Source organism: Mycobacterium sp. IDUB_36, from assembly GCF_055419225.1.
Window position 1 is genome coordinate 447,073 of the sequence record NZ_JBVAXH010000002.1, and the last position, 25,022, is coordinate 472,094.

Here is a 25,022-nt window from a genome sequence, read left to right on the forward strand (position 1 = left end):
CCCCGCCTCCTGGCGTCAGTGGCGGGCCTCCGTCGGCATCCGACCGTTACGTCCTTACTAACACCGTGGCATCCGACGCCCCGCTACCGGGGCGTGCTCACTCGTCAAAAACCTTGTGCACGACAGCTTTTGCACGCCGGGTGATGCGAAGGTAGTTGTCCAGGAATTCGCCGCCGTCGCCGTTCTTGGCCCAGCCGGCGGCCACCGCGACGGTGTTGAGCAGGCGCCCGGGACCAGGCAGCTGGTCGGTGGGCTTGCCGCGAACCAGCACCAGCGCGTTGCGGGCCCGCGTCGCGGTCAGCCAGGCGTCGCGCAGCAGGTCGGCGTCCTCGGTGCTGATCAGTCCGGCCTCGGCGGCGACGTCCAGGCTCGCCAGCGTCGAGGTGTTGTGCAGCGCCTGAATCTCACTGGCGTAGCGCAATTGCAGCAGTTGCACGGTCCACTCGATGTCGGCCAGTCCGCCGCGTCCCAGCTTGGTGTGCGTCTTCGGGTCGGCGCCGCGCGGCAGCCGCTCGGAGTCCACCCGCGCCTTCATCCGCCGGATTTCGAGGACAGTCTCGTCGGACACCCCGCCGGCGGGGTAGCGGGTGGTGTCGGCCATGTGCAGGAACCGTCGTCCCAGCTCCGCGTCACCGGCAACCGCGTCGGCCCGCAGCAGAGCCTGGATCTCCCACGGCTGCGCCCACTGCTCGTAATAGGCCGCGTAGGACGCCAGCGTGCGGACCAGCGGCCCGCTGCGGCCCTCGGGCCGCAGATTGGCGTCGACCTCCAGCGGAGGGTCGGCGCTCGGCGTTCCCAGCAGCGCGCGGATCTGCTCGGCCACGGTCACCGACCACTTCACCGCGTTCGAGTCCTGCACACCGTCGGCCGGCTCGCAGACGAACAACACGTCGGCGTCGGATCCGTAGCCGAGTTCGCGGCCGCCGAGCCGGCCCATCCCGATGACTGCGATCGCGGCGGGCGCCTCGCCACCCTCGGGCAGGTTGGCCCGGATCACGGCATTGAGGGCGGCCTGCAGCACCGCGACCCACACCGCGGTCAGCGCCGCGCACACGTCGGTGACGTCGAGCATGCCGAGCAGGTCGGCCGACGCGATGCGGGCCAACTCACGGCGGCGCAGCGAGCGGGCGATCGCGATCGCGCGCACCGGATCGCTCTGCCGGCCGGCCGAAGCCACCAACGCACCGGCGACTGCGTCGGGATCGACGTCGAGCAGCTTGGGCCCGGACGGCCCGTCGCTGTAGTTCTGCACCACCTCCGGCGCGCGCATCAGCAACTCCGGAACGTAGGCCGAGGTGCCCAGCACATGCATCAATCTCTTTGCCACCGAAGGCTTGTCACGCAACGTGGAGAGATACCAGCGCTGGCTGACCATCACCTCGCTGAGCCGGCGGTAGGCCAGCAGCCCGCCGTCGGGGTCGGGGGTGTCGGAAAGCCAGTCCAGCAGGCGGGGCAGCAGCACCGACTGCACCCGGCCCCGACGACCGCTTTGATTGATCAACGCGGACAGATGGGTCAGCGCGCTCTGCGGCGCCTCGTAGCCGAGTGCGGCCAGCTGGCGCTCGGCGGCGGCCGGCGTCATGCCCTGCGAGAACTCCAGCCCCTCCGGCGCAAGGGATTCCAGCAGCGGCTGGTAGAACAACTTCGCGTGCAACTTCGACACCCGCATGTGGTGTCGCTTGAGCTCGTCGCGCAACACCCCGAGCCGGTCGCGGCTGCCGTCAGGCCGCACATGGGCCGCCCGCGCCAGCCAGCGCAGCGCCTCGTCGTCGTCCTGCGGCGGCAGCATGTGCGTGCGCTTGAGCCGCTGCAACTGCAACCGGTGTTCGAGCAGCCGGAGGAATTCGTAGGAGGCGGTCAAGTTCGCCGAGTCGTCGCGACCGACGTAGCCGCCGGCCCCCAGCGCGGCCAGCGCATCGACCGTCGACGCCACATGCAGCGACTCGTCGGTGCGGCCGTGCACGAGTTGCAGCAGCTGCACCGCGAACTCGACGTCACGCAGCCCGCCACTGCCGAGTTTGAGCTCGCGTGCGCGGACGTCGGCGGGCACCAACTGCTCGACCCGCCGGCGCATCGCTTGGACTTCCCGCACGAAATCCTCACGCTCGCAGGCATTCCACACCATCGGCATGAGTGAGTCGATGTACTGCTTACCCAGCTCGGCGTCACCGGCGGCCGGGCGCGCCTTGAGCAGCGCCTGGAACTCCCAGGTCTTGGCCCACTGTTGGTAGTAGGCGATGTGCGAGTCGAGGGTGCGGACCAGCTCACCGTGGCGACCTTCTGGGCGCAGCCCGGCATCGACCTGGAAGAAGGCGTCCGAGGCCAGCCGCATCAGCTCTCCGGCGATGCGCGCCGACACCGGATCGGCCGACTCGGCGACGAAGATGACGTCGACGTCGCTGACGTAATTCAGTTCGCGCGCACCGCATTTGCCCATCGCGATAATCGCCAGCCGCGGTGGCGGCTCGTCACCGCAGACAGTGGCCTCGGCGACCGAGAGCGCCGCGCCCAGCGCGGCGTCGGCGAGGTCGGCCAGGTGCGCGCCCACCTCGCGGAACTCCAGCACCGGCTCGTTCTCCACGATCGGTGCCAGGTCCATCGCCGCCAGCATCAGCAACCGGTTGCGGTACAACGCGCGCAGCCGCCACACCACCGACCCGGCGGCGGTGGGGGGCTCGGCCACACACTCGGCGAAATCGGCCCGCAGCTTCTCCAGCGACGGCAGGCGGACGTTGCCCTGCAACAGATGCCACGCCTGCGGGTTGGCCACCAGATGATCGCCCAATGCCAGCGACGATCCGAGCACACCGAACAACCGTCCGCGCAGACAACGATCGGCCAGCAGCGCCTCGTTGAGCTCGCCCCATTGGTCGCCCAGCGCCTCGGCCAGTCGGACCGTTGTGGACAGCGCTGCGTCGGCGTCCGGCGCCCGCGACAGCGACCACAGCACCTCGACGCGTTCTTCGGTGTTCCAGCCCAGCTGAGCCAGGTTGGCGCTGGCGCGGCCGTCGACCAACCCGAGGCGGCCGAGGCCGGGCACTTTCGACCGTGCCGTCACTGGTTGGTTCACGTCCTCGACGGTAGCGCAGATGGCATTGGATCTGGATGCGTCCTAATCACCGCCATCGGCTAGAGCGAGATGTACGTCTTCAGCTCGTAGGGCGTCACGTGGCGGCGGTAGTTCGCCCACTCCGTGCGCTTGTTGCGCAGGAAGAAGTCGAAGACGTGCTCCCCCAGCGCTTCTGCGACCAACTCCGAACCCTCCATCGCCCGCAGCGCCTCGTCGAGGCTGGACGGCAGTTCCCGGTAGCCCATGGCGCGGCGCTCGGTGGGGGTGAGATCCCAGACGTTGTCCTCGGCCTGCGGGCCCAGCACGTAACCCTTCTCGACTCCGCGCAACCCGGCCGCGAGCAGCACGGCGAACGCCAGATACGGGTTGCAGGCGGAGTCGGGGCTGCGCACCTCGATGCGCCGCGACGAGGTCTTGTGCGGGCTGTACATCGGGATGCGGACCAGCGCCGAGCGGTTGGCCGCGCCCCAGGAGGCCGCGGTGGGGGCCTCGCCGCCGAGCACCAGCCGCTTGTAGGAGTTGACCCACTGGTTGGTGACGGCACTGATTTCGCTGGCGTGCTCGAGTATCCCGGCGATGAACGCCTTGGCGACGTCGGAGAGTTGCAGCGGGTCGTCGGGGCTGTGGAACGCGTTGACCTCACCCTCGAACAGGCTCATGTGGGTGTGCATCGCCGAGCCGGGGTATTGGCCGAATGGCTTGGGCATGAAGGTCGCCCGCGAACCCTCGTTCAGCGCGACCTCCTTGATGAGGTAGCGGAAGGTCATCACGTTGTCGGCCATCGAGAGCGCGTCGGCGAAGCGCAGATCGATCTCCTGCTGACCGGGGGCGCCTTCGTGGTGGCTGAATTCCACCGAGATGCCCATGGATTCGAGCGCATCGATGGCGTGCCGGCGGAAGTTCGACGCGGTGTGCACCGCCTGGTCGAAGTAACCGGCGTTGTCGGCGGGAACCGGCACCGACCCGTCCTCGGGGCCCGATTCCAGGAGAAAGAATTCGATTTCGGGATGCACGTAGCAGGAGAAGCCCAGATCGTTGGCTTTGCCCAGCTGACGGCGCAGGACGTGGCGGGGGTCGGCCCACGACGGCGAGCCGTCGGGCATCTTGATGTCGCAGAACATCCGGGCTGAATGGTGGTGGCCCGTCCGGGTTGTCCAGGGCAGCACCTGGAATGTCGACGGGTCGGGGTGCGCCACCGTGTCGCTTTCGGAGACGCGGGCGAAACCTTCGATCGACGACCCGTCGAAGCCGATGCCTTCTTCGAACGCGCCCTCAAGCTCCGCAGGCGCGATCGCAACCGACTTCAGGAAACCGAGCACGTCGGTAAACCACAACCGGACGAATCGGATGTCCCGTTCTTCCAGCGTGCGGAGCACGAATTCCTTTTGTCGATCCATACCGAGAACAGTATGCATTCAGCGTTAACTTTGTGTTACCAGCGCTGGCTAGCACCGTAAGTTTCCGGGCGCAGTGCCGTCGACCAGGTAGCGGGTCACCGCCGAGTCGACGCACTCGTTTCCGTTGAACGTCACGGTGTGTTGGGTGCCTTCGAAGGTGATCAGGTTGGCGCCGAGCTGGCGGGCCAGATCGACGCCGGCCTGGTACGGCGTGGCCGGATCGTGCGTAGTGGACACGACGACGGTTTTGCCCGGCCCGGCCGGGGCCGCCGCGTGCGGCGATGATGTCGGCGGCACCGGCCACAACGCGCACAGGTCGCGCGGCGCGTGACCGGTGAACTGGCCGTACGACGAGAAGGGTGCGACTTGGCGGATCCGCCGATCGGCGTCGGCCCAGGCGGCCGGGTCGGTCGGCTCGGGCGCGTCGACGCAGCGGATCGCGTTGAACGCGTCCTGCGAGCTGTTGTAGTGGCCCTTGTCGTCGCGCCCGTAGTACTCGTCGGCCAACGTCAGCAGATCACCTGGATCGGCGCCGCGTCGCAGACCGAGCAGCCCGCTGGTCAGGTACTTCCAGAACTGGGGGGTGTACAGCGCGTTGATCGTGCCGGTGATGGCGTCGGCGTAGCCGAGGCTGCGCCGATCCGAGGTCATCGCGGGCTTGGTCACCAACGGGTCGATCAGCTGGTGATAGCGCGCGACCCACTGGTTCGGGTCGGTGCCCAGCGGGCAGTCGGTCGAGCGGGCGCAGTCCGCGGCGTAGTCGTTGAACGCGGTCTGGAAACCAGCTTGCTGGTTGATCAGTTCGTCGATCGGGCCGATGGTCGGGTCGATGGCGCCGTCGAGCACCATCGCCCGGACGTGGTCGCCGAAGCGCTCGATGTAAGCGGTTCCGAGCTCGGTGCCGTAGCTGTAGCCCAGGTAATTGATCTGGTCGTCGCCGAGTGCCTGGCGCACCGCATCCATGTCACGCGCGGTGGACGCGGTTCCGACGTTCGCCAGGAATGCCGTCCCGTTGCGGGCGACGCACCGCTGCGCGATCTGCCGGTAGATCTGCTCGATGTGGGCCACACCCTGCGGGCTGTAGTCGACCATCGGTTCGCGACGGAAGGCGTCGAAGTCGGCGTCGGTCTGGCAGCGCACGCCCGGCGTCGAGTGGCCGACGCCGCGCGGGTCGAAGCCGACCAGGTCGAAGCGGCGGCTCACCTCGGAGTCTGCGAGCGCGGGCCCCATGGCGGCCACCATGTCGACCGCTGAGGCACCCGGCCCGCCGGGGTTGACCAGCAGCGCGCCGATCCGGGGACCGGTAGCCGGAATCCTGATCACCGCGATCTGCACTTGTGCGCCGGTCGGATTCGCATAGTCGACGGGCACCTCGACGACGCCGCATTGCGCGGTCGGGATGTCACCGGGGGCTTTGACGACCTGGCTGCAACTCCCCCAGTTCAATTGCGGCACCGAGGACGGCTGCGGCGCGGCCGGGCTGGGCGTCGGGCCCGCGCCGTAGCCGGGCGTGGCGCCGGACAGCGGTGTTGCGACGACGGCGGCCGATGCGGCGAGCAGGAGGGAGAGCAGCGCAGAACTCATCGGTCTCATGCGCCACATGGTGGTCAATCGTGGCATGCGTCGGCCACGGGCCGTGTTCCCATTGGTCACACCTTGGTCTCGTTATCGAGCGCGCCGTCGTGAAACTCCGTATCCGAAGCCGACCGCGGGCGGCGGCGCTAGCACTTAGCCCCCTTGGACGGCACAGTACCGCTGAGGAGGTAGGCGGTCGCATAATCGTCGATGCAGCTGTTCCCCTGGAACACCACCGTGTGCTGGGTGCCGTCGAAAGTGAGCAACCCGCCCTCGAGTTGCTTCGAGAGGTCGACGCCGGCCTGATACGGCGTCGCCGGGTCGTGGGTGGTGGAGACCACCAGCGTGGGCGTCAGGTTGGACACCGAAATGGAATGCGGCTTGCTCGTCGGTGGCACCGGCCAGAACGCGCACGTCCCCAGCGGGGCGTTGCCGGTGAACTTGCCGTAGTTCATGAACGGGGCGACCTCGCGCGAACGGCGGTCCTCGTCGATGACCCTGGCGCGGTCTTTGACCGGCGGCTGGTCCACGCAGTTCACCGCGACGCGGGCGTCGGTGGAGTTGTTGTAGTGGCCGCGCTTGTCGCGACGCATGTAGAGGTCGGCCAACTCGAGCATCACGTCGCCCCGACCGCGCGACAGCTCGGTCAGCCCGCTGGTCAGGTGGTGCCAGAACGTCGGCGAGTACAGCGCCATGATCGTGCCGATGATGGAATCGCTGTAGCTCAGCCCGCGGGGGTCTTTGGTGCGGGCCGGTTTGCTGCGCATCGGGTTGCTCTTGTCGACCAGCGGATAGACCAGATCGTGATAGACGTCAACGGCTTTGGCCGGGTCGGTGCCCAGCGGGCAGGTGGGCGACTTGGCGCAATCTTTCGCGTAGTCGTTGAAGGCGTCCTGGAAACCCTTGGCCTGCCTGAGGTCCGACTCGACGGGATCGGCGTTGGGGTCGATGGCGCCGTCGAGGATCATCGCCCTGATGTTCTTCGGGAACGCCTCGGCATACGCGGCGCCCATCCGGGTGCCGTAGGAGTAGCCCAGAAACGTCAGCTTGCTGTCGCCCAACGCTTCCCGGATGACGTCCAGATCCTTTGCGACGTTGTCGGTTCCGACGTTCGCCAAAAACTTCTTGCCCATCTTGGCGACGCAGCGGTCGATGTACTCCTTGGTCTCCTGCTCGATGTGCGCGATGCCCGCCGGGCTGTAGTCGACCTGGGTCTCGGTGCGCAGCCGGTCGTTGTCGGCGTCGGAGTTGCACCAGATCGCCGGCCGCGACGACGCCACCCCGCGCGGGTCGAAGCCGACCAGGTCGAAGCGTTCCCGGATCTGCGGCGGCAACGACTGCACCAGCCCGACCGCCGCCTCGATGCCGGACTCCCCCGGACCACCGGGGTTGATGACCAGCGAGCCGATCTTGTCCCGGGTCGCCGGGAAGCGGACCAGCCCGAGTGTCGTCGCGTCGCCGTTGCGGTGGCGGTAGTCGACGGGCACCGCGAGCTTGCCGCACTGCACGCCGCCGGGCAGCTTCGCCGGCAGACCGCCGCCTCCCGCGAGCCGGCACGGTCCCCACTCCACCGGTTGTCCGACCTTGGGGCCGTACATGACCGCACGCCCCTTGACGACCTGCGTGCAGCTGGACGCCGTCACCGCGACAACGGCGATCGCGGTCCAGAGCAGCATCGTGCGCGCGAACTTGCCGCGGCGAGGGGTCCCCATGGCACACATGCTGCCATGCGCGGATGTGACGCCCCGGTCACTGGGGCGTCTACTGCGTCGCGAGCAGCAGTTCTTCCATGCCGACCGCGAAATCGTCGGCCAGCTCCCACAGGTCAGGCAGCAGCTCCGGGCAGGCGATGATTCCGACGTCGAGTTTGCCGGTCAGCGACATCACGGTGATATTGAGGCCGGAGCCCTGGAAGATCGGCCCCAGCGGATACATCGCCTTGACCTCACCGCCCAGGAAGTACAGCGGCACCTGGGGCCCGGGCACGTTGGACACCACCAGGTTGTGCACCGGGATCCGCTTGGTGAGGCTGGTCCGCGCGTAGGCCCGCATCGCCACGCCGAAGACCGCGGGTGCGGCGAACTGCGACCAGTCCTGTAGCAGCGTGGCCTTGATCGCCGAACTATGTTGCTTGGCAACCGAGTTCGCATCAGCGATGGCTTTGATCCGCTCGACCGGGTCGGCGATGTGTGTCTGCAGGCTGGCGAACATGCCCGAAACCTGGTTGCGGCCCGGCCGATCCGACTTGCCGTGCACGGACACCGGCACCATCGCCACCAGCGACGAGTCGGGAAGTTCGCCGCGGTCCATCAGGAACTGGCGCAGCACACCGGAGACCAACGCCATCACCACGTCATTGACCTTGACGTCGAAATGGTCCTTGACCTTCTTGATGTCCCCGAGGTCGAGCTGCGCGAAGGCGATATTGCGGTTGGCGGTGATGCTGTCGTTGAACGCGGTCTGCGGCGCCGCGAACGGCGGTGCCATCGTCTGGCCGCTGCGGGCCCGCAATACCGTCTTGACCACCGTCGATGCGGTGTCGGTCAGCGCGTTGGCGAAGCGCATCGGCCGGGCCGCGAATTTCAGCGCACCCGTCACCGCAATCTCGAGGTCGTTGGCGCCACCGACGCCGTCGACCGGGTCCGGTGCGGGCGCGTCCGCCTCGGTGCTGCACAGCTGCGACATCAGGTTGGCGCCCGTGACGCCGTCCACCGCCGCGTGGTGCACCTTGGTCATCACCGCCAGCCGGCCGCCCTCCTGGGCGTCGGTGCCCGCCACCCCTTCGATGACCCACATCTCCCAGAGCGGACGGGTGCGGTCCAATGGCAGCGAGGCGATGTGACCGCAGATCTCGGCCAGCTCGTTGCGCCCACCCGGTGGCGGCAAGCCGATCCGGTGCAGATGCCGGGCGACGTCGAAGTTGTCGTCGTCCACCCACACCGGGTGGTCCAGGTTGAACACGCTGTCGGCCAGCTTCTCCCGGAACTGCGGCATCGCCTTGACCCGTAACGCCAACTCGTCGCGCAGCCGGTCGAAGGTGTAACCCCCGGGCATCGTCGAGGTGTCGACCTCCAGGATCGAGCAGACATGCAACGGCTGCGAAGGCGTTTCGAGGTACAGGAAGCTGGCGTCGAGTCCGCTGAGGCGCTGCATGCGCCGATGGTATGTCCGCTGCTGAGGGGCGGCACCGGAATCGCGCGATGGGCAGCGGTGTGAGGAAGTCCACTGGGCCGGCTGTCCACCCGCTGGGTCCGAAGTGGCACACTGGTCGGGTCAGACGAACCCGGGGACCCCGATGGGCCTCGAGGATCGAACCGACCACCACTAGGGACAATGATGTCTGAACAGACTGTTTATGGCGCCCACTCTTCCTCGAACACCGCTCCGCGGACCAAGACCCGCATTCACCATCTGCAGAAGATGAAAGCCGAAGGCCACAAGTGGGCCATGCTCACGGCCTACGACTACTCCACCGCCCGCGTCTTCGATGACGCCGGCATTCCGGTGCTGCTGGTCGGCGACTCAGCGGCCAACGTCGTCTACGGCTACGACACGACCGTGCCCGTATCGGTCGACGAACTCATTCCCCTGGTCCGCGGGGTCGTCCGCGGGGCGCCGCACGCGCTGGTCGTCGCGGACCTGCCGTTCGGCAGCTACGAAGCCGGCCCCGCCGCCGCGCTGGATGCCGCGATCCGCTTCATGAAGGAAGCCGGCGCGCACGCGGTCAAGCTGGAGGGCGGCGAGCGGGTCGCCCCGCAGATCGCCGCGCTGTCCGCGGCCGGTATTCCGGTGATGGCCCACATCGGCTTCACCCCGCAGAGCGTCAACTCGCTGGGCGGTTTCCGGGTACAGGGCCGCGGCGACGCCGCCGAGCAGACCATTCACGACGCGATCGCGGTCGCCGAGGCCGGTGCCTTCGCCGTCGTCATGGAGATGGTGCCGGCCGAGCTGGCCACTCAGATCACCGGCAAGCTGACCATCCCCACCGTCGGCATCGGCGCGGGCCGCAACTGCGACGCCCAGGTCCTGGTGTGGCAGGACATGGCCGGACTCACCAACGGCAAGACGGCCAAATTCGTCAAGCGGTTCGGCGATGTCGGCGGCGAATTGCACCGCGCGGCAGCGCAATACGCCAACGAGGTAGCGTCCGGAGAGTTTCCCGACGACGAGCACAGCTTCTGACCCGCTGGTTTGGCGGACGCCGTCGCGTGGCACATTGACGGCAATGTCTGCCGACGGCGCGTCCCGCCACCTCGAAGTCGAGCGCAAGTACGACGTCGACGCGTCGGCGCGGCCGCCCTCGTTCGACGGGATCGCCGCAGTCAGCCGGGTGTCCCGCTCGGAGACCCAGACGCTGGACGCCGTCTACTTCGACACGGCCGGGCGCGATCTGGCGTCCAACCGGATCACGCTGCGCCGCCGCACCGGCGGTCTCGACGCGGGCTGGCACCTGAAACTGCCGGCGGACGCCGGAGCCCGGACCGAGGTACGGATGCCTCTGGACGGCGACGAACCACCGGGCGCGCTCCTCGACGTCGTGCTGGCGGTCGTACGGGATCGCCCGGTGCAGCCGGTGGCCCGGATCAGCACCATCCGTCAGGTGCACCTGCTGCACGGCGCCGATGACGCCGTCATCGCCGAATTCTGCGACGACCGGGTCACCGCCGGGCGCGGACCCGACGGTGAACTCGCCCAGCAGCGTTGGCGCGAATGGGAAGTCGAACTCGTCGGCGACGGGTCGGACACCGATCTGCTGGAGCGGGTGGGTGAGCTTCTGTTCGACGTCGGCGCGAAACCGGCCGGTCACGGCTCCAAGCTCGCGCGCGTGCTGGACAAGGCGGTGGCGAAGCCGCCGGCCGATCCCCTGCACCGGGCGTTGGGGGAACAGATCGGCGAGTTGCTGGTGTGGGACCGCGCGGTACGCGCGGATGCCGACGACGCCGTCCACCAGATGCGGGTGACGGCCCGCAAGATCCGCAGCCTGCTGCAGGCGTCGCCGGAGTCGTTCGCGCTCGCCAAGGATGCGCCGGTGATCGACGAGCTGCGCGAGTTGGGCAACGTGCTGGGGGTCGCCCGCGACGCCGAGGTGCTGGCCGACCGCTACCGCGATGCCCTCGGCGACCTGCCGCCCGAGCTGGTCCGCGGGCCGATCCGCGACCGGCTGGTCGGCGGCGCGGAACAGCGCTACCGCACCGGCCTGCGACATGCGTTGGCCGCCATGCGCTTACCGCGCTATTTCCGACTGCTCGACGCGCTCGACGCGCTGGTTGCGCAGCCTCCGTCGGCCCGCCGGAAGTCGGCGCCGGCGACCGTTGCCGGCGCGGGTAGAAAAGTCCGCAAGGCGGCGAAAGCGGCCCGGCGGGCGCATGGCGCCGCCGACCGTGACGACGCCATCCACCGAATTCGCAAGCGGGCCAAGCGCCTTCGCTACACGGCGGATGCCACCGGCGCCGACAAGGTGTCCGCGCAGGCCAAGAAGCTGCAGTCGTTGCTCGGGGATCACCAGGACAGCGTGGTCAGCCGCGAGCATCTCCGCGAGCAGTCGGACGCCGCGCACGCCGCCGGCGAGGACACCTTCACCTATGGGCTGCTCTATCAGCGCGAGGCCGACGCCGCGGTCGACAGCCGGCGGCTGAAGCCGAGGCTGAGCAAGCTCCTCAAAGCGGTGGGCAAGCTGTCGAGCTGACGGGGCGGACGAGTTGGCCTGTAAGCCGGATTCTGTTTGCTGGGCGTTTGCGGGGTCAAGCTGCGCTGACATTGTTGCAGAGCCGCAGCTCAAAGCGTTGGGACTGTTGACTGTTCGAAGCTGCGCCTAATTTTGCTGCGTACTAACTGCGTACTGCCGCATCACCCAGCAGGCCGCCAGGCCGCCTTCCCTGGGCCGACGCCAGGGGTCGCTGCCGCCGCGTGATCTGACGGTGCGGTGCTGGGGCGTTCATCAGTGGAATGAGAGTCGTCACCGAAGAGGACGGTCCCCCATTGCCACGGAGTCGCAAGTTGAATAGTCCACCCCGGAAGCCGCCGTCCTCACGGCCTGCCGCGTTCCCAGCGCCGACAGACCTGACCGCCTCGACGGGGCGACCTGGCACCGCCATGTCAGTCACATCCGGATAACCGAGTCATGAGGGAAGCAACAGCATCAACAGACCAGACCGACGGCCGGAAAAGTTAAGCGAGGCGATCAGGCGCACCACCGAGCAACGCTGGAACGACGACGACTACACCGCAGACGGCCCAAGTGGTGAATGCTGGGATCACGACGACCATCACCCACACGACGACTGACAACAGGGAGAAACCCCGGCTTGAACGGAAGGTTGGGTCGTGTGATGTTGCGCTCCAACAACCACTTTCATGGTTAGCGCCACGGCGTGGGGCTAACCCCTACGTGGGTTTCGCGGTGGCGGATGATTAGGTACTGGAATCAGCATAATCCCCTAATCGGCCGGCGCAGGCCATGTTCTACTGACGCCCACACCCCCACCGCGGTCACAGTCGAAGGACCACACCATGGGATACGGACGCCCCTACAACCCCCGCACTGACAAACTCAGCTGGAGCCGAGAAAACTGGCTGCACCGACCCTCACAAACCGTCGTCGGCGACAGCGATCCCCGCACACCACGAACCGTCGACCAAGCAAAAAAACAGCACCACACCTGGCTGCTCATCGGCAGCCAAGCCCACACTCCGTTGGGCTATTACCGCCGCGACATGGACATGACCACCGCCACACACACCCAACCCACCTACACCGCCACCTGGCACCCCAACAACGGCCCCACCTGCACACTCACCCGCACCGCCGGCAACGACGCCTACTACACCTGCGTCCATCACCACCAAGCCCAATTCGACACCTAAACCCACCACCAGGCCGCCGTAAGTAGCCTCGTGGCATGACAGGTGACGATCATCCCGCGATGTCGGACTACGAGCGAAAGGCATGGCAGGCACTCACCGCTCAACCGGAAAGCACGCAAGAAGACAGTCGTTACCACGATCTCGTCAAACGGGGTCGGACGCGCGTCCGCGAGGCCACCAGCAGGGTCACGACCACAGTGCGCCGCATCCCGGGAACCGAGCAGGCCTTCGACGCCGTCGACGTCGTGATTCGTAAAGCTGTAGAAGGCCTCCACACGGTGTTCGTCGAGCGCGGACTGCACTCGGTCAGCCCGCTGACGGTCTATCAAGCTTTCGCTGCCGAAGGCGTCGCGGTCACCTCCTACGAAGGCATCCGCGCACTGGACCTGAAGGTCTGCGACAGAACCGTTCCTCGACGCAAAGAGCGGTACATCGGGCTGGCAGCGGTTGAAGGAGCGGCCACCTCACTGGCCGTGACTGGAGCCACCGTCTCGTCCACGGTGACCGGCGGAATCACCGTCGGTGTCGCGCTAGCAGCAGTGACCGTTGATGTCACCGCAGTACTTACCGGCATGGGCCGGATCGTTGCCTTGGTGGCCGCCCACTACGGATACGACGTCCGAGAACCTGAAGAACAGGTATTTGCCTCCGGCGTGCTGGCCTATTCCACAGCAGGCAGCGCCGCTGAGAAAGCGACCGCACTGGCAGCGCTGTCCCGCCTGACCCAGGACATGATGCGCCGAGCAACATGGAGACAACTCCAGCAACACCAAATCGTCTCAATCATCCAAAAAGTGGTGTCATCGCTGGGATTCAAACTGACCCATCGCAAACTCGCCCAAGCCGTGCCGATCGCTGGAACCGTCCTCAACAGCGGCCTCAACGCACACATCACCTACCGGACTTTCGACCGGACACAACGCGCCTACCGGCTTCGCTTCCTCACCGAGAAATACAATCTCGACCCCCGGGCCTGGACACCAAACTTTATCGATGCCGAGGTTACCGACATACCCCGCGTCGACGAACTACTCGAAGAACAACTGCAACCCGATCCCGGCGAGGAGCCAAAAACCGAACAGCGTTCGGCACCCGGCGTCGGCGAAGAAACGACGACCGACCCCGACCACCAGGCCCACAACGACTCCCCTGAACCCGCTACCAATATCCTTCTACACCAGGAACTTTCGGACTGTCCTAGCGGGAACGAGCATAGGCTCACCGTCTGGGGGACCTACACACCGGCCGACGGACTCACCATCGAGGGATCCGATTCCACCGACTGGCCATGCACCGACCTCACCTACACCTATCACGTCGCACCAGAACACATCACGCAACTGCGATCCGCACTAGGCGCCGCCGGCAACGACGACCTACTCGAACTCGTCAAACACCGCATGCCTTCACTCGGAGTCAACGACTGGCTCGACAACCACGGCGTCACGTACACCGGATCAGAAACACAACACCCCAACTAACGCCATCATTCAACTCGCAGCTCAAGGCATGTTTTCGCGCTGATCCGGACCCTGAACCGGCCTACGCCATCAGGCATGCGAAAGCGGTGTGCGAGTACCTGGCGAGCCATGGTGGCCTTGGTGTGAATGCCGACGACTACGTTGCGCGCACCACGGAGGCGTGGCGGTGCTGTTGCGGCGCAACACTTTGCGAGTCTCAGCCGGGCCCGCTCTGCCGACTCCGCGACCGCGGCTCAGTCTCGATGTACGAGGACGAACAACGCCGAGTTACGGATGCTTGACAAGTAGTTTGGCCAGCGTCCAAGCGACCGCGCGGACTACGAGATGGCAGATTCACAGGCGCCGCACGACGCGGGACCCGCCTCCGGTTTGAGTTCCCTAGCAGGACGGCTTGGAATTTGACCCGCAGGTCAGCGTTTCCTCAGCCCCGGCAGCCCGCCTCTGAGGAACTGCACGCTTTTGGTTGTTCTGGTTAGCCGTCCCGTAGTCGGCACGTTCGCCGCCTCCAGTCCAGTCGGGTCGGGCCGCTCTACGGCGAACCTGGGCCTCTTCCCCTTGTTCTTCCCCTTCTTCGCCATTGATGACTTTTGCTTAAGGTCCTGCTTTTGCCTGCGCTTGCGCTTCGGGTCCTTGCTGTGCAGTTCACTTAGTGCCTTGGCTGCCAGACGAGACAGGTCATTCGTTGAAATCCCGTACAACTCTGTGTACTTGGTATAGAACTCGTCGATCTTGGTGGTTGGATTCTCAGCCGTGTAGGCGTCGCGGTATGCCGCGCGGATTTTGGCCGCGTCCTCATCTGTAAGCCCCTTATTCTTCGGGACTCGGGTTTTTGGCGGCCGCCGCGGTCGGACCTTGCGTTTTGCTGGCAAGGCACCTTTGGCCTGGTGTCGTTTCCGGATCGCTTCGTACAGTTCGCGGTTGCGGTCCCGGTCAACGTCGACTATCTCGCGTAATGTATCGCGCGAAACCCCGTACAACGCTTCGAATTTCAGCCAAAAGTCGCTGATTGCGGCCCCGCAGTCCTCGGCCGCGTAGGCTTCGCGATAGCCCTTGCGGACGCGGGCCGCTTGGGCAACGGTAAGACGTTCCATCACGCAACCCTCGCTCCCCTAACCTAGCCGGCATGAATCGCTGGCAGCATATCGACGGACTGCGGCGGATATCGGCGATTGCAGACACCAAACTGCCCGCGGCGCGGCGGCGGAACATTCAATTCTGGAGCCAGCGGATAGCGTCGCTGCGAAACTTGAGTCATGCCTGAACGGAGGGAGCATACGCAGCACTAGCGGGCCAACTCTGACACTTCTACGCGGATAGCTGTCGAGATTTCGCGGCAGTGCCCAAGCCCTTGAGTGACTAATCATCGCGTATGCCAGAAGATTCGGGATCGACATGTTAGAGACCTATAGAGCGGCTAAGACTGCCTGTTACACATTACAACTGGGGGTTTCAATGAGCCTTGATTCACACCGTTTTGGTCGTACTGAGGAAGACTGGGATGATCTGCTGTCCGAAGCGACCGACTTCCTCAAGGAGCAGGCCCGATTAGGCCGCCTCACCTCTTACAGCGAGGTCAATTGGGCGATCGCCCGCCGTTCGCGCCTACAGGTCTTCGACTTCGCACTGGATCGGGACCGAGATGCGATGGGTGCAATCCTAGGCGATATCTCGAAAAAGAACCTAAGCGATTGTGGCGCAATGCTTTCCGCGATTGTCGTCTACATCGACCGCAACGATGCCGGCGGCGGCTTTTACAAGCTTGCACAATATCTTGGACTGCTCCCTACGGACGCGACAGCTGACCAGAAGTTAGCCTTCTGGACCACACAGGTCAGTAAGGTCCATGCGCGTTACGCACGGCCTCGCCGGCGTCGCCCCGAATCGTAGCCTGTCATCCACGCCGGATGTCAGACCTCTTCGTCGAGCACTGCTCTGAACTCCGGGGGCAGAACTACGTTGTCAGGCTTGTCGGCGAAAAGTGGGGCGATCTGGTCGACGCGCCGAGCCAGGCTGCGGTGACCGCGTAGAGAAGCGACCAGACCGCGCAGCGTGCGCCGGTATCCGAGCAGTACCGCGGATGCCGCCATTCCGGCCGGCAGGACCACCAACCACTACGCACCGTTCATGGCTCCCATCATCGCACCGAGCACCGGCCTGGCGCGGCTCATTCCTAGCACTGAGCGGCACGCTGGCGTGCGATCACTGGGTACCGCGTGTCGTGGCAACAATCTGTCCGGTGACCGTGGCAGCGTCGAAGCCGTGACCGATGAACCATTGGTGACCGATGCCCTGTTCCACTACACCGACGTTGGCGGCCTGAAGGGAATTCTTGAGAGTCGCAAGCTGTGGGCAACCCACGTCGGTTATCTCAACGACTCGCAAGAGTGGCACTTGGGAATGAGGCTGATCAAGCAACAGGTCGACCTAATTCCCCCACCCGAGCAGACCAGCGGTATCGGCCAACCTCTCACCCCCCTTGGGTCGGCCATGCTCCGTTCGAACTTCGACATGCTGTGGACCGAAGTTCCGAAAGTTGCAGGACCGTACGTCACCTGCCTATCGGCGGTCGGGAATCAATTGAGCCAGTGGCGCGGCTATGCCGCAGGTGGCGGCGGTTACTCGCTCCACTTCGATGCGAAACTACTGAAAGAGCAATTAGATTCGTGGGAATCCGGCATAGCGCTTGCTCGCGAGCACGTCTACACCTTGCCAATCCGGAAACGCGAGCTACACCGGGTTATCTACTACGTGAAGGAGCCTGACAAACCCGTCGAGATCGATGCGCTTCCAATGATTGACGCGCGAGTTAAGGTATTAGCCAACACATTTGAAACTTTCACGAAGAACATGGTTGATGATCTGTTTCTCCGACAGACCCCGCCGCCGCCTGATCTCGACATCAGAATCCAGCGGGCGCTCGGACCCGATATGGCGTACCTCTTGAATCTGGCGACGCGCATTAAGGACGACGGCTTTGACGAGGAACAGGAATACCGAATCATAACCTTCGGCGAACCAACCCTGTTCCACCCGAACGCAACTGGATTGATTCCGCGAATTGCGATGGATTTCAAACCAGCGTGCCTACTCGGTATCACGGTCGGACCAGGACAGCACATGGACAAACGTGAGTCGTCGGTGCGGATTTACCTGAAGCACCTAGGGGAAGATTTCGACCACGTCGAGGTTTCGCAATCAGATATTCCATTCACTGGCCTGTGAACGCTGTTGCAGCCCCAACGTGAGTCATATGACTCACCTAAAAATAGTCAAGTGCGGCAGCGAGTCTCAGTTGGGGGTAGACCGAGACTCACTGCCACCTCCCTCGTGCCTGCTGCGTTGACACGAAGCGAAGCGCCATCGCACCAAGCTCTAATCCGCCGTGGCGTAACACTGCATCCGTTCCGAGATTCACAGCGAGCTGCCTCACTATTGGCAGCCGCAGCGCGTGACTCGCGTCCGCGACCAGGCAGGCCGCCGACGAGAGCCACCGCCGGCGGCCTGAGCTGGGCACCGCCTGGTGGCTGAGATCAAGCTCCCAGAACCGGCAGCCACCGCCTCGACTGGTGCCTCATGGTGGCGCTCGCCATCTCTACTGATGATTTCTTCTAACCGCACCATCGCGGAAACCGCCCTCGGCCAAACCACGGTCGGAAGCGGTTTTCTGTGCGAATCGCGACGGTTCTGCGGAGCCGGCAGATGTGTCGGATCAAAGAGATAGCCTGCCCAACTATGACCGGAAATGAGGCAATTCGGGACATTTGGCGAGCCATCAGCCAACAGGTCTCGTCTGACCAGCCAAGCTACGTAGCGCATGCCTTGAATGCACTTACCGAGGGGTTGCCAGATGTGCTCTTCGCTCACGCACCCGACGGTGACAAGCTTCGCACGCTGTACTGGATCGAAGGGTCGACGTTCGGCAAGCTCAACGTCGGCGACTCCGATCAAGGGCACCCCGGCGTACCGTTCACAGACGGATGGGTGCGCCCACTGTCCGAACTATCACGCGTTGATCTCCGCGTAGTTGTAGTGCCCGACCGCGCAGTCCCAAGTGAGGTCGAAATCTATTACGACGCAACGTTCATCTGGCAAGACGGGCAGACATCGGAACGACTCGACGGCACGTTCTCTGGCAACCACTACGCGCGGAAAGCCGCCAACTCTTTGATAGAGACCGCCCTAGACTACGTCCGTTCTGAAAAGGTTGCGCAAGGGGTGTCGAGCAGCGAAAGAGGGTCATAGGTCCGCGTGGTCCCGCGACGCCCGCTCGTAAAGCGACTTTAACGTCCACGCACCAATAAGCGCTGCCGCGCACCATATTTGAGAACTGCAGAATCCAGCTGAAGCTGCGCGGGCCTCACGAGGACTGCTTAGAGTCGGCATCGCAGTGCTGCTGAGCAAGAAGGAAGATTGCGACACGCCATGAGCCGAACGCACCCGACCCACGCGCTGTTCGCGGTCGGCGCAATCGCGATGTCTTTCTACATGGCGGCAGTCGCGGACGCGGACCCCGACCCACACATTCCCAAGGGCGGATCGCTGTTGCGCCAAGGCGGACTAGGCAACGTGGCGGTGATCCCGTATTGCGACGGTGAACACTTCCCGGACAGCTCCTTCTGGCACCAGACCGCGGCCAGCCCGTTCGGGGTTGGCGGTCCGGCATCTGTGCCGTGGAATCCCCCGTTCTCGTCAAGCCGTGAGCGGACGCCCATCCATCACCAAATGACGACTTCGGCGCTGTTGTTCTCTCCCCCAACACACCGTGTCGCGACCCGTTGGGAACCGTCGTTGAAGTGCGCCCGGTATCCGGCGGTGCACCCCATCTCGTAACGCTCGCCTGTCACCGGCGAGTAGGCCACGATATCGGCTCCGTCATCGGCGGCATAGAACGCGCGTCGCTCGTTCTCGGCGAACAGCAAGTGGTATGACCACCAACAACACCCCCGCGACCGTCACCGCATATGACGAACGTCTGCGATTCCGATTCAGCCGGTGCCGGAGGCGGCGCCGCAGCAACCGTCTTCGTCTCAGTCACCGTGGAGGCCGCAGCCAGCTCCGGGGCCGACTCGGCTACGGAGGCCGAAGAAACCGCGGCGGAGGGTGTTCTGGCTCCCGTGCCGCCGGTGTAGTGGCGCTCCGCCCGTGAAACACGGACAGCAGCAAGCCAATCAGCCCAGCGACGGATACCGCAGTCAACGCGACGCACACCCGTAGCCACATCGTTGTCCGTTGCCGCATATCCAGATAGGGCACTGTGTTGTCGGCCCAGTTGTCGAGCGACCATGCGCGGGCGTGCTCGGTCGGGCTTTCAGAGGATGCCAGTTCCGTTTCGTCTCCGCTCATCGCGGCAGCACCCCCTATTCCTCAACTCAACGGTGAGTCGTGTTCGCGCGCCCGGCATGGCGTTCGGCCAAATACAACTGTTCGGCGCACCGCAATCAGGTCCGGCGGCACGGCGGTGCCCGGGTCGGCCAGCACCGCGGCCTGCACCGGCTGCGGCAGTGCGGCGAACTAGTCGAGGTCGTCGCTCATCGGCCGAAGGTAGCACCGGTGTCTGACAGCTGCTGGTTAGCCGATTTCCCGACCGTGATTGAAGTACGCCATTTCCACTGCGTCGGGTCGGACGCCTTGCGCGCTCGCGATTGCGTTCGCGTGTTCGAGCCAGCGGTTATAAGTGGAGGACTCCCACGGCCCGGTACGCGAAATATCCCAGCCATCCACGTCTTTCAATGCAACTGCGACAAATTGGTCGAGAATAAGGGCCCTCCCCGACTGGTCACCGTCCGCGCCGGCAGCGTATAGAAATTTCGTGAAGAACGAGGGTCCGAGATGCTTGAGATTGTTCGGTTGACCACGGAGCATCGAGTAGTACGCGTCCACGATGTTGCCGCGACTGAGTTCGTCAGCGACCGCCTGCAGGCAATCAGTAATCCGGGCGGCATCGTTGTCACGGAACACGCGTGCACGACGACCCACAAGAAACGCCGAACCCCCGGTACCCCACACGTAGCAGGCGACAAGGGTTTGAGGTAGACCATCGACCGTGAGCAGGTCGCGTCGCTTGACCCTGTGATACCCGCGCTCCAGGGGCGGGAGTTCGTCTAAGAACCTGCCCCAACCGTCTGGCACTCGGGGTGTCCACCAGATTGGGCGAAATCGGAAGCCGTGTTCAAGCACTGTGTCGTCGTCGGGGAACTCCACTCGCTCAACGCTACTGGCCCCACCGGCAAATTTAACCTCAGAGCCTTATTTCGCCGAACAAGGTGCGACCGTGTGCCGCCGAGGGCTAAATTCGATCCGCCACGGATATGTCATCTGCGATGATCTGCGGGGCGGCTACAGCCGAGGGTGGGTGACCGCTCGCGCCGCCGGATTGCCCGGCCTCTCCAACCTCGGAGCGGGGGCGCTACCACCGCTTCCGCGGCAACTGCTCGTCAATACCGCCTGGGTCGCCTTTGCCCCGAACTTTCCCACACAGAGTGAAAACACCATTGGAGGAGTAGACAGGTCGTTGCTTGCGGTGCTCTGCTTTCAATCCCATCGATAGCCTTGCAGCGCAACAGTACTGACGGGCCCGCCTTTGTGTCATTCCGCGAGCGTATTTACACGGCCGCACAGCTAAGCGTAGTCACAATCGCCGACCACGCGGCCTGCAGCTTGGTGTGACCCTGATGCGGCTATAGCGTCCTACTTGAAGTAGCCCTGGTGCCAGAGGTCGTAACAGGTCTGGCTGGCCGCCAACCTGCTGGCTCGGCTTTGTCTATGACAATCAGTTGATTCGCCAGCGCGTCAGCGTGATTGGGGTCCAGCCCGTGAGGGCGCTCCAGTTCCCTGAATCGCCTGCTTGAGGCCGTCGAAGAAAGCTTGAGGCTGGTTCAGGAGCGCCTGGACAAGCATGTTCGGTGTTGGGGTCAGCGTGAGCGACCCAGCTGGTCCGAATAGGGCGGCAGTGCCCCGTCAACAGCGCGGTGTCAAAGGCCTTCATAATCGTTCTGTCCTTCAGTAACAGCGCTGCAACCGGCTACCAAGATCGCCGGCCGGCCAGAGTTTCAACGCTGACTTTGCCATCGATGCACGGACCACGAAGTCGGAGCCAATTATTGCGTGCCGTCACGTTTTTCCTTCCCACCCTAGACACCGCCAGCATCATCCCGAGCCCGCCGATGATTGTGGAGGCGAGCAGCACCCCGGTCCTCACCGCACTACGCAGTCAGCGCCAACTCTGAGATTGAGGCAGTCAACCCCCATCGCGCCGTCCATGGCCTGATCGGTCACATACATGGTGGTACCCAAGTGATGCGCAGTGGGCTGGGTCGGGATGAAATAGAGGAGCCAGCCCTGGGCCGGCCAACAAGCTTGCGCCCAGTACCCGAATTCATGGCCTCATTGCGGACACGGTTGTTTAAAATCTGATGCACGCAGGCGGGAAGGGGTTGGTTTGGTCCGTAGCCATCGGCGCTGCTGGGATCGAAGGTCGGCGGCGGATCGTACTGCCACGAACCGCCGTGGCATTCAGTGACTTGCGCCGGACATTGACATCCGTTATGCCAGAGTCAGGATTTCTCGTTTGGGGGTGGTGACGATGGCGAACAGCGGACGACCATGTGTTGACCTGGAGGCCCTGGCGTCGTCGGAGGCGCACGTCACCGGACGGGGTGAAGGCCTGGCGACGACCCACCTCTCGTCGGACAACCAGCTCACGGCAGCGCAGTCATGCTGGGTGGGCAATTCGGCGCTGGCATTAGGCGCGAAGACGGCGAAGTGGTTGGAGACCTCGCGCGGGCTGGTGATAAGCGTCGGGACCACGCGACAGATCTCAACCACGATGGCCATAGTTTTGCCGAGATGAAGCGCGACCACGTCGAGAAGCTACAGGGGCTGCACCCTGCCCCTGAGGGCCTCACCGGTTCGGTCTGACCCTGATGGTGTTGACGGTGGCCGACATTGAGCGGTGGAGCGCCGGGGCGGTGCGCGATGTATTCCATGTCGCCACTGCCCGAGGCAATGCCACCCTGGACGCCTCCCGTCAGCTCAGCACGCTCGCCGTCTTCGACACCTGGGAAGGCGCGACGGCAGAAGCCAGAAAGCACACCAACGCATCGATCCGCCAAGACCTCGATGCGCACGGCAACGAGTCCCTGGCCGTAGCCCGGGCGGCAGGCAAGGCTGCCAACGACATCGAGCATGTGCAGTCCGAACTACGGACGCTGCGCGCCGACGCCACCGCGTTGCACATGACGATTGACGCGGTAAGCAACAAGATCGTTCCAGCGGAGAAGATGCCGCCGATGGAAGCAGAAATTGCGGAGATGCAGCTGCAACCACGCCTGGACAAGATCCTGACCGAAGCTAATGCAGTCGACGCCGAGCTGGCCGCCGCCATCAATATGGCTGACGGTGACACACCAATTCCTGCTGGCCCCAGGGCGCAATTCGACCCTCGGAATCCATTCGTCGACGATCCACGGTTTGGCCACTGGGTCAACGTCACGCCACCGCCGTATACCGGCGAGACCCCACCGGCACCGTGGACAGGTCACAAATCGCTGGAAGGGTATCCCGGCAAAGGCCCGGGCGGGCCCTCGGGCTTCTATGTTCCGGGCGGCAAAACCTGGGCCGACGACAGCGCCGCGCCGATGGCCTTCCTCACTGAGCAATACCGCTTCCGCATTTCGGGCGAGGATTACACCGGCTACACGCGCATGGTGGGGGGCCGGCAACAGCAGTGGGTGCAGTACACCTACGACGCCCAGCGGTACACGCAGGTCAATCTTGGGGCGCAGGCATGGGCGTCGAAAGGGTCCAACGAGACTACCGGCGAATTGGGCGGTGTAGCGACCGGCGGGCTCGGAGGGATAACGCCGCCACCGAAGATAGAAGCGTGGCAGCCGATCTCGCTGCCGCAAGTTGCATCATTGTCGGGTACCAACCCGGCAGCCACGTTCTACATACCTGACGGGTGCGGCGGCCAATTCACGTTCAGCGGCGGCGTCCCGGTAGGTGGGATGGCACCTCCGCCAACCATTCCGAGCATGATCGCCGGCTCGTAAGCGGCGGCCGCGCTTCTCGATAGTTACCCGTCATTCTCGGTGTCCCAGTGCACCCAGTCCGGGAGCGGAGTTCGTGGCATCGCGCCGTGCGCTGAGGCTTCGTTGCTTGGTTGACCGCGATGCTCTTTCCACCTCGGGTCCTCTCTGTTAGCCCGACTTCGGCGGATACCACGGATCACGATGGTTGCTGCTCCTCCGATGACGAACACCAACAAGGCGAGCTTTGCTACGGCCACCGCGATAGTGATCAGCATGTCAGCGCTGCGGGGCCTGAGTCAGCTGCAGATGCGGACACGCCTTTTTCAGGGCGGTCGTCGCGCTGTACACCAGGGTGGTTGCGCGCATGCTGTCATTGTCCACGGCGGGCGCTGGTGAGGGTGATGGCGAATTAACGGATAGGGTAGCGGCGGCGCGCTGTCCTTTCGCCGTCAAGGCGGTGCCTTCGGCCCAATTGTCCAGTTGGGTCTTGAAGTCGGGAGCTAAGACCGTTACCTGCGCAGCCCGGATATCGTTGGCCATAGCGGATTCCGCGTCGGCGACGGCTAGAAGATCGCTCGTCTCCCCGGCACCGCTTTGCAATGCGGCAACTGACTGCTCCATCTTATTCCATTTCGGCCCGAGCTGTTCTACGACGCCGCAGTCATCGTGGGAGGCGGCGCGTTGGTTGACCCGGGTTGTCCAGACCGTGGCGGCGGCGGCAGCGATGACCAGCGCGACAATTCCAACCCACAGCAACATCCGACGTCGGCGGCCGCTGACTGGAGACTCACCGTCTGCCATGTATGCGAACTTACCTCGCGTCGACGCCTCCCGTAAGCGACGGGCGCAAGAATCGTCAGGCGGGTCACGAGGTGTCGGCAAGCATCGGAGGCCGCCCCTAAAACTGGGTGCCGTTGCTACCCACTAATCCTGGTGTCCGTCTGCGCGACAGCGCAACTCGTCAAATCGTGGAAAGGCCTCTCGTCGCTGCTCCTGGACGAATCAACGAAAGCTCCGGGTCTTAGCAGCGGGTAACCATGATTCGTCCCCCCGGTCGATCGGCCAAGGCCGCGCTTTCCGCAGCCGCGCGCGTCGTACGAGTAGCACCGCTCCAGCCCTTGTCATTGCGCGCCGCTGACACACAGCCCTGCCCGGAAGCAATCACGTGACAGACCGCAGCGCCCGTGCGTTGACAGTCATCGGCGGCGGCATTATCGGCGGCCGCCTTCGACGGATAATTATCCGACGCTCCCCATCTAGTCCCGTTATGTTCCACAGAAATTGCGGACCATGTGGTGTCCGCGCGGGCCGCCGGTTGATCTGTAGATACATTGACAGCCGCAACCACGATGGCCATGACCACAACTTGGATGATTTTATGCATAACCTGCCTAAACGTCAGTACCTTGCGAAGAATTCTCTTTGCTGAGAGCGTCGCAGCGAACTTTAAGGCGCTCACAGGTGTCTGGCAAGCGTTCGGCAGCAGATCTACAGGTTGCTGGTTCAATGGTTGCGGACAACACCGACACGGCCCCAGTCCCATCGACCTCGGTCAGGCTGACTTTCCGGTGCGGCGCAAGCGAGCGCGTGCAAACTTGATGCCTTC

At 64.5% G+C, this 25,022-nt stretch carries 20 protein-coding genes; 9 read left to right on the top strand and 11 right to left on the bottom strand.

Translation table 11 applies throughout. The features are described 5' to 3' along the window. Nucleotides 1–97 precede the first annotated feature (97 nt). The 5 genes from ACZYW1_RS20500 to ACZYW1_RS20520 all read right to left on the bottom strand — a co-directional run bounded on the left by ACZYW1_RS20500 (nucleotide 98) and on the right by ACZYW1_RS20520 (nucleotide 9,195). Nucleotides 98–3,070: a bifunctional [glutamine synthetase] adenylyltransferase/[glutamine synthetase]-adenylyl-L-tyrosine phosphorylase gene (locus tag ACZYW1_RS20500; protein WP_463788297.1), complete on the bottom strand. Its 2,973-nt coding sequence runs from the start codon at nucleotides 3,068–3,070 to the stop codon at nucleotides 98–100. 59 nt (nucleotides 3,071–3,129) lie between these two features. Continuing rightward, complete coding sequence (glnA, locus tag ACZYW1_RS20505; protein ID WP_463788298.1) at nucleotides 3,130–4,467, bottom strand: type I glutamate--ammonia ligase; 1,338 nt, start codon at nucleotides 4,465–4,467, stop codon at nucleotides 3,130–3,132. Between the two features lie 48 nt (nucleotides 4,468–4,515). After that, the gene (locus ACZYW1_RS20510; RefSeq protein ID WP_463788299.1) at nucleotides 4,516–6,069 is read right to left on the bottom strand and encodes an alpha/beta hydrolase; all 1,554 of its coding nucleotides are present in this window, start codon (nucleotides 6,067–6,069) and stop codon (nucleotides 4,516–4,518) included. A 119-nt stretch (nucleotides 6,070–6,188) separates the two neighbouring features. After that, on the bottom strand, nucleotides 6,189–7,754 hold the full coding sequence (locus tag ACZYW1_RS20515; RefSeq protein ID WP_463788300.1) for an alpha/beta hydrolase: 1,566 nt from the start codon (nucleotides 7,752–7,754) through the stop codon (nucleotides 6,189–6,191). A gap of 49 nt (nucleotides 7,755–7,803) precedes the next feature. Continuing rightward, nucleotides 7,804–9,195: a WS/DGAT/MGAT family O-acyltransferase gene (locus tag ACZYW1_RS20520; RefSeq protein ID WP_463788301.1), complete on the bottom strand. Its 1,392-nt coding sequence runs from the start codon at nucleotides 9,193–9,195 to the stop codon at nucleotides 7,804–7,806. Between the two features lie 183 nt (nucleotides 9,196–9,378). On the opposite strand from ACZYW1_RS20520, the gene panB reads away from it, so the two are divergent. The 4 genes from panB (at nucleotide 9,379) to ACZYW1_RS20540 (ending at nucleotide 14,387) form a co-directional block, all read left to right on the top strand. Continuing rightward, a complete protein-coding gene (gene panB, locus ACZYW1_RS20525) occupies nucleotides 9,379–10,224 on the top strand; it encodes a 3-methyl-2-oxobutanoate hydroxymethyltransferase (protein WP_463788302.1) in 846 nt (281 codons plus the stop codon). A gap of 43 nt (nucleotides 10,225–10,267) precedes the next feature. Next, on the top strand, nucleotides 10,268–11,728 hold the full coding sequence (locus ACZYW1_RS20530; protein WP_463788303.1) for a CYTH and CHAD domain-containing protein: 1,461 nt from the start codon (nucleotides 10,268–10,270) through the stop codon (nucleotides 11,726–11,728). An 824-nt stretch (nucleotides 11,729–12,552) separates the two neighbouring features. Beyond that, nucleotides 12,553–12,906: a hypothetical protein gene (locus ACZYW1_RS20535; protein WP_463788304.1), complete on the top strand. Its 354-nt coding sequence runs from the start codon at nucleotides 12,553–12,555 to the stop codon at nucleotides 12,904–12,906. Between the two features lie 35 nt (nucleotides 12,907–12,941). Further along, entirely contained in the window at nucleotides 12,942–14,387 is a 1,446-nt protein-coding gene (locus ACZYW1_RS20540) for an EcsC family protein (protein WP_463788305.1), read from the top strand. 410 nt (nucleotides 14,388–14,797) lie between these two features. On the opposite strand, the gene ACZYW1_RS20545 is transcribed toward ACZYW1_RS20540, so the two are convergent. Beyond that, nucleotides 14,798–15,478 (bottom strand): hypothetical protein, encoded by a 681-nt coding sequence (locus tag ACZYW1_RS20545; protein WP_463788306.1) that lies wholly within the window; start codon nucleotides 15,476–15,478, stop codon nucleotides 14,798–14,800. 361 nt (nucleotides 15,479–15,839) lie between these two features. On the opposite strand from ACZYW1_RS20545, the gene ACZYW1_RS20550 reads away from it, so the two are divergent. Beyond that, nucleotides 15,840–16,274 carry a hypothetical protein gene (locus ACZYW1_RS20550; RefSeq protein WP_463788307.1) on the top strand — a complete coding sequence of 145 codons (435 nt, stop codon included), beginning with the start codon at nucleotides 15,840–15,842 and terminating at the stop codon, nucleotides 16,272–16,274. A gap of 20 nt (nucleotides 16,275–16,294) precedes the next feature. Here the strand turns inward: ACZYW1_RS20550 and ACZYW1_RS20555 are convergent, their stop codons facing one another. Further along, nucleotides 16,295–16,492: a hypothetical protein gene (locus ACZYW1_RS20555; RefSeq protein WP_463788308.1), complete on the bottom strand. Its 198-nt coding sequence runs from the start codon at nucleotides 16,490–16,492 to the stop codon at nucleotides 16,295–16,297. 19 nt (nucleotides 16,493–16,511) lie between these two features. On the opposite strand from ACZYW1_RS20555, the gene ACZYW1_RS20560 reads away from it, so the two are divergent. The 3 genes from ACZYW1_RS20560 (at nucleotide 16,512) to ACZYW1_RS20570 (ending at nucleotide 19,217) form a co-directional block, all read left to right on the top strand. Next, nucleotides 16,512–17,609, top strand: coding sequence for a DUF2971 domain-containing protein (locus tag ACZYW1_RS20560; RefSeq protein ID WP_463788309.1), 1,098 nt, complete (start codon nucleotides 16,512–16,514; stop codon nucleotides 17,607–17,609). 510 nt (nucleotides 17,610–18,119) lie between these two features. Beyond that, on the top strand, nucleotides 18,120–18,629 hold the full coding sequence (locus ACZYW1_RS20565; protein ID WP_463788310.1) for a hypothetical protein: 510 nt from the start codon (nucleotides 18,120–18,122) through the stop codon (nucleotides 18,627–18,629). A gap of 180 nt (nucleotides 18,630–18,809) precedes the next feature. Further along, nucleotides 18,810–19,217 carry a hypothetical protein gene (locus ACZYW1_RS20570; protein ID WP_463788311.1) on the top strand — a complete coding sequence of 136 codons (408 nt, stop codon included), beginning with the start codon at nucleotides 18,810–18,812 and terminating at the stop codon, nucleotides 19,215–19,217. Nucleotides 19,218–19,955: 738 nt separating this feature from the next. Here the strand turns inward: ACZYW1_RS20570 and ACZYW1_RS20575 are convergent. Both ACZYW1_RS20575 and ACZYW1_RS20580 read right to left on the bottom strand, forming a co-directional pair. Continuing rightward, nucleotides 19,956–20,588: an 8-oxoguanine DNA glycosylase OGG fold protein gene (locus ACZYW1_RS20575; RefSeq protein ID WP_463788313.1), complete on the bottom strand. Its 633-nt coding sequence runs from the start codon at nucleotides 20,586–20,588 to the stop codon at nucleotides 19,956–19,958. 1,341 nt (nucleotides 20,589–21,929) lie between these two features. Further along, complete coding sequence (locus tag ACZYW1_RS20580) at nucleotides 21,930–22,247, bottom strand: hypothetical protein (protein ID WP_463788314.1); 318 nt, start codon at nucleotides 22,245–22,247, stop codon at nucleotides 21,930–21,932. 74 nt (nucleotides 22,248–22,321) lie between these two features. Here ACZYW1_RS20580 and ACZYW1_RS20585 point away from each other — a divergent pair, with 74 nt between their 5' ends. Further along, nucleotides 22,322–23,437 (top strand): hypothetical protein, encoded by a 1,116-nt coding sequence (locus tag ACZYW1_RS20585; RefSeq protein WP_463788315.1) that lies wholly within the window; start codon nucleotides 22,322–22,324, stop codon nucleotides 23,435–23,437. A gap of 255 nt (nucleotides 23,438–23,692) precedes the next feature. Here the strand turns inward: ACZYW1_RS20585 and ACZYW1_RS20590 are convergent, their stop codons facing one another. Together ACZYW1_RS20590 and ACZYW1_RS20595 are read right to left on the bottom strand one after the other, a co-directional pair. Further along, entirely contained in the window at nucleotides 23,693–24,217 is a 525-nt protein-coding gene (locus tag ACZYW1_RS20590) for a hypothetical protein (RefSeq protein WP_463788316.1), read from the bottom strand. 220 nt (nucleotides 24,218–24,437) lie between these two features. Further along, nucleotides 24,438–24,959, bottom strand: a complete 522-nt coding sequence (locus ACZYW1_RS20595; protein ID WP_463788317.1) for a DUF4189 domain-containing protein — start codon at nucleotides 24,957–24,959, stop codon at nucleotides 24,438–24,440. Nucleotides 24,960–25,022 lie beyond the last annotated feature (63 nt).